At 67.8% G+C, this 4,767-nt stretch carries 5 protein-coding genes; 2 read left to right on the top strand and 3 right to left on the bottom strand.

The window, feature by feature from the left end; all coding sequences use genetic code 11:
• Window positions 1-472 (top strand): GNAT family N-acetyltransferase (locus tag AB4Y86_RS12285; protein ID WP_441402506.1); only part of this gene is annotated, 472 nt, incomplete at its 5' end.
• Window positions 473-829: 357 nt separating this feature from the next.
• Here AB4Y86_RS12285 and AB4Y86_RS12290 read toward each other — a convergent pair.
• Together AB4Y86_RS12290 and AB4Y86_RS12295 are read right to left on the bottom strand one after the other, a co-directional pair.
• Window positions 830-2,272: a PhoH family protein gene (locus AB4Y86_RS12290; protein ID WP_441402507.1), complete on the bottom strand. Its 1,443-nt coding sequence runs from the start codon at window positions 2,270-2,272 to the stop codon at window positions 830-832.
• Between the two features lie 235 nt (window positions 2,273-2,507).
• Window positions 2,508-3,269, bottom strand: coding sequence for an isoprenyl transferase (locus tag AB4Y86_RS12295; protein ID WP_441402509.1), 762 nt, complete (start codon window positions 3,267-3,269; stop codon window positions 2,508-2,510).
• A 283-nt stretch (window positions 3,270-3,552) separates the two neighbouring features.
• Here AB4Y86_RS12295 and trhA point away from each other — a divergent pair, with 283 nt between their 5' ends.
• Window positions 3,553-4,194 carry a PAQR family membrane homeostasis protein TrhA gene (trhA, locus tag AB4Y86_RS12300; RefSeq protein WP_441402510.1) on the top strand — a complete coding sequence of 214 codons (642 nt, stop codon included), beginning with the start codon at window positions 3,553-3,555 and terminating at the stop codon, window positions 4,192-4,194.
• Window positions 4,195-4,334: 140 nt separating this feature from the next.
• On the opposite strand, the gene AB4Y86_RS12305 is transcribed toward trhA, so the two are convergent.
• Window positions 4,335-4,767 (bottom strand): HAD-IA family hydrolase (locus AB4Y86_RS12305; protein ID WP_441402508.1); only part of this gene is annotated, 433 nt, incomplete at its 5' end.

The following is a 4,767-nucleotide window of genomic DNA, read 5'->3' on the forward strand; positions in this document are numbered from 1 at the left end:
GCTCGGCCCGACCATGGCGCAGTGGTACTGGCGCTGCCGCGGAAACATGTCGCCGCAAGAATGGACCCTGCTGCTGGGCATCTGGCACGACGGCGAGTTCCTCGGATGCCAGGACATCGAAGCCAAGGACTTCGCCACCCTGAAGACGGTAGGCACAGGTTCGTGGCTCAAACGCAGCGCGCAGGGCCACGGATTCGGCAAGGAGATGCGTGCCGCGGTCGCCCTCTACGCGTTCGACTGGCTCGGCGCCGAAGTCGCGGAGTCCGAGGCGGCCGCCTGGAACCAGCAGTCCCTGGGCGTTTCCCGCTCCTTGGGCTACGAGCTCAACGGCCTCACCCGCGCCAACTGGGGCGGCAAACTCCGGGACACCCAACGGGTCCGACTCACCCTCGCCACCTTCAAACGCCCCGACTGGACCCTCCAAGTCCAAGGCCACGAACCCACCGCGAAATACCTAGGCATCCGGCCGTAGGGACCGCGAGCGGTGCCGCGGCGCCCCGCCGTCGCTTAGGCACCTCCCGTCGCTGCGCTTCGGTCGGGGGCGACCTCCGCTTCGCTCTGGTCGGCGATGCGCTCCTTTGCGGGCCACCGCAACCCCGAAAGTGAGTAGCGCACAAGCCGCGCCGCGGAACCTTCGCATAGCGGCACGCACCCGCAAGCCTGACGCGGCCCCTTCGCGTAGGAGCGCATCGCGAGGCTTGRGGCCCCGAAGGTCGCCCAGCGACCGAAGCGGGCCCCAAGCCTCGTGTCTAAGCGACGGCGAAGGGGCCGCGGCCGGCGAACCCGGCCACGGCCCCACGAAGGCGAGCGAAAGCCCGCGGACGAGACCCTAGATCTCGGCCCCCTCGAGCATGTCCGTGACCAGAGCCGCGATCGGCGAGCGCTCGGAGCGGGTCAGGGTGATGTGGCCGAAGAGCGGGTGGCCCTTGAGGGTTTCGACGACGGCGGCCACGCCGTCGTGCCGTCCGACGCGCAGGTTGTCGCGCTGGGCGACGTCGTGGGTCAGGACGATCTTGGAGTTCTGGCCGATCCGGCTCATCACCGTGAGCAGCACGTTCTTCTCGAGGGACTGGGCCTCGTCCACGATCACGAAGGCATCGTGGAGAGAGCGTCCGCGGATGTGGGTGAGGGGCATGACCTCGAGCATGCCGCGGTCCATGACCTCCTCGACCACTTCCTGGCTGACCAGGGCGCCGAGCGTGTCGAAGACGGCCTGCGCCCAGGGGTTCATTTTTTCCGACTCGGAGCCGGGCAGGTAGCCGAGCTCCTGGCCGCCCACCGCATAGAGCGGACGGAAGACGATCACCTTGCGGTGCTCCCGGCGTTCCAGGACGGCTTCGAGCCCTGCACACAGGGCCAGTGCCGACTTGCCGGTGCCGGCCCGGCCGCCGAGGGAGACAATGCCGACGGACGGGTCCATCAGCAGGTCGATGGCCAGCCGCTGTTCTGCCGAGCGCCCATGCAGGCCGAACACGTCCCGGTCGCCCTTCACTAGGCGGACCTGCTTGTCGGCACCGACCCTGCCCAGGGCGGACCCCCGGCTGGAGAGCAGCACCAAACCGGTGTTCACGGGCAGTTCGGCCGCGGCCGGGATGAAGACCGGCTCGTGCCCATAGAGCGTGGCGACTTCGTCTTCCGCGACGTCAATCTCGGCGATCCCGGTCCAGCCGGAGTCCTTGACGAGTTCGTTGCGGTACTCGTCGGCGATCAGCCCCATGGCGGAGGCCTTGACCCGCATCGGCAGGTCCTTGGACACCACTGTCACGTCCCGGCCCTCGTTGGAGAGGTTCTTGGCGACGGCGAGGATCCGGCTGTCGTTGTCGCCGCCGCGGAATCCTGCGGGCAGCACGTCAGCGGAGATGTGGTTCATCTCCACCATCAGGGTGCCGCCGTCGTCGCCCAGCGGGATGGGGCGGTCCAGGCCGCCGTGTTCCACCCGGAGGTCGTCAAGGAGCCGCAGCGCCTTGCGGGCGAAGTAGCCCAGCTCCGGGTCGTGCCGTTTGCCCTCTAGTTCGGTGATGACCACGATCGGCACGATGACTTCGTGTTCGGCGAACCGCAGCAGGGCCCGCGGGTCCGAGAGCAGCACGGAGGTGTCGATCACGTAGCTTCGGGCGGTCTCCCGGCCTGCTGTTCCTTCCCCGGAGACAGCAGGACCGGCCGCAGCGTCGGATGTCGCTGTGCCGGTCCGTGAGGTGGCTCGCGTGGCGCGAGAGGTAGCCTTCTTGCCCTGGTCGGAACTGACACCGGGCAGTTGTTCAGAAATAGCCACATCGACTCCAGCCCCGGGCCGCTGGCCCGGATTTGTTATTGGTGAGGCGGCTCGGCCGTGAGGCCGGACGCGGCCTCCCATACACCCGGTGCGAACTTCCGCTCCATGTACTGGCCTCCCCGATCAGCCGGCGGCTTGCCCGCTGATGGGATTAACGTACGTCCAAGGACTGTCGAATTCCGGTCCATTTTCCGGCGATTCTTCTTGCCATCAGATGAAGCCCGGATGAACCGCCTCAGGTCCCGAAGCGGCGCTGCCTGCCGGCGTAGTCGCGCAGGGCGCGGAGGAAGTCCACTTTGCGGAACGCCGGCCACAGGGCCTCGCAGAAATAGAACTCGCTGTAGGCGCTTTGCCACATGAGGAACCCGGAGAGCCGCTGCTCCCCGGAGGTCCGGATCACAAGGTCGGGATCGGGCTGCCCGCGGGTGTACAGGAAGCGCGAGATGTCGTCGACGGTGAGATCGTCGGCCAGTTTGCCGATGTCGGCGCCACGGGCGACGGCGTCGTGCAGCAGTTCCCGGACGGCGTCGACAATCTCGCGGCGGCCGCCGTAGCCGACGGCGACGTTGACGTGGATCTTCTCGTGCACCGGCGTGCGGGCCGTGAGTTTGTTCAGCCGCTCGGCCAGATAATCCGGCAGAAGTTCCGGGGCGCCCATGGCGTTTACCGAGATATCGGCGTCCTCGTCGAGCCGGTCCAGGGTGTTGGCGATGATCCCCATGAGCAGCTCCAGCTCTTCGCCCGAGCGGTTCATGTTGTCGGTGGACAGCATGTATAGGGTGACGACCTTGACGCCCAACTCCTGGCACCAGCCGAGGAATTCGTGGATCTTGTCCGCGCCGGCTTGGTGGCCCTGGCTGGTGGGGGCGTTGAACTGCCGGGCCCAGCGCCGGTTGCCGTCGACCATGACGCCGACGTGCCTGGGGATCCGCTCCGGGTCGAGGGACCGCTGGAGCTTCCGCTCGTAGAAGCCATAAAGGAACCCGGGCAGTTCCATCCGGAGATTCACCTGGCTTCCTTGAGGTCTGACAGCAGTGCATTCCTAGGCTACCCGCCGGAGGGCCCGCGGTGCGCACGCCACTGCCGCGGTACCCGGCCTCGGACCTTGTTACTCAGCGGTAACTTACTGGACCGTAGGTTATTATTGCAGGATGGAGAGCAACAGCCCGGAGCCCGGATCCGAGCGGCCCGCGCCCGGCGAGCGGCCCGTGCACGGCAACCACGGCGAGCACCGGGCCGCGGCCCGCGATAACAGTCCGATGGACGACGCCGCCGTCAGGATCGCCGAACTCCTGATGATCAAACCAAAGTGGCGGGGCTGGATCCATACCGCCACGGCCCCACTGGCGTTCGTGGCGGGCTTGGTCCTGGTGCTCCTCGCCCCCACTCCGGATCTGAAAGTCGCCTCGGCGGTCTACGCCTTCACCGGCGTGCTGCTCTTCGGCGTCAGCGCCGTCTACCACCGCGGCAACTGGTCCCCCGGCGTCAAGATCGTACTGAAACGGCTCGACCACACGAACATCATGCTCGTCATCGCCGGCAGCTACACGCCGCTGGCCTGGGCGCTGCTGGACCGGCCGAAGGCCGTGCTGCTGCTGTGGGTGATCTGGTCCGGCGCGGTACTGGGCGTGCTGTTCCGTCTGCTCTGGACCCACGCCCCGCGCTGGCTGTATGTGCCGATCTACATCGCCCTTGGCTGCGGCGCCCTGTTCTACCTGCCGGACTTCTTCGCCGCCAGCGTCGCCGCCGCGGTGCTCATCTGCGTGGGCGGGGCGCTCTACATTGCCGGCGCCGTGTTCTACGCGTTGAAGAAGCCGAACTTCAGCTACGAGCACTTCGGCTTCCACGAACTCTTCCACGCCTTCACGGTCTTTGCCTTCGCCGCGCACTACATCGCCATCGCGATCGCCGTCCTGGGCTGACCCGGCTCCGCAGCCGCTGGCCCGGCGCCTGCACCCCACGCCTAAGGGACGACGCCGGGACTCTGCGGTGATCCGGCCCGACAGGCCGGTGCGCCGACGTCAAAGGTGAGGAAATCCCGCCCTGCTGTGCCAAGCCAACCTCAGCTGGGCTGTCCGGCTGAGATCAGTTCCGGGAGCTGGCGCATGTCGTGGAAAACTGTGGTGCCTGGGCCCGCCAGCCGCTCGGCGGGCGTGACGCCGCCGGCATAGGCAAACGCATACATCCCCGCGGCCCGCGCCGCCTGGACGCCGTAGGTACTGTCCTCGACGACGGCGCAGCGCTCCGGGGCGGTCCCGAGCGTCCAGGCCGCGTGCAGGAAGAGGTCGGGGGCGGGTTTGCCGTTGGCGACTTCCGTGGCGCTGAAGATGCGGCCGGCGAAGCGGTGCAGCAGCCCGGTCCGGCCGAGTGTCTGCCGCATCTTGGCGTGGCTGCCGCTGGAGGCGACGCAGTGCGGAAGCCGGAGCCGGTCAAGCGCATCTTCCACGCCGTCGACGGCCGTGAGGTCCCGCTCGAAGCCCTCGTGGTACCACTGC

Origin of the sequence: Arthrobacter sp. 2YAF22_2 (assembly GCF_052114645.1) — a bacterium.
In the GTDB taxonomy this organism is placed as follows: domain Bacteria; phylum Actinomycetota; class Actinomycetes; order Actinomycetales; family Micrococcaceae; genus Arthrobacter.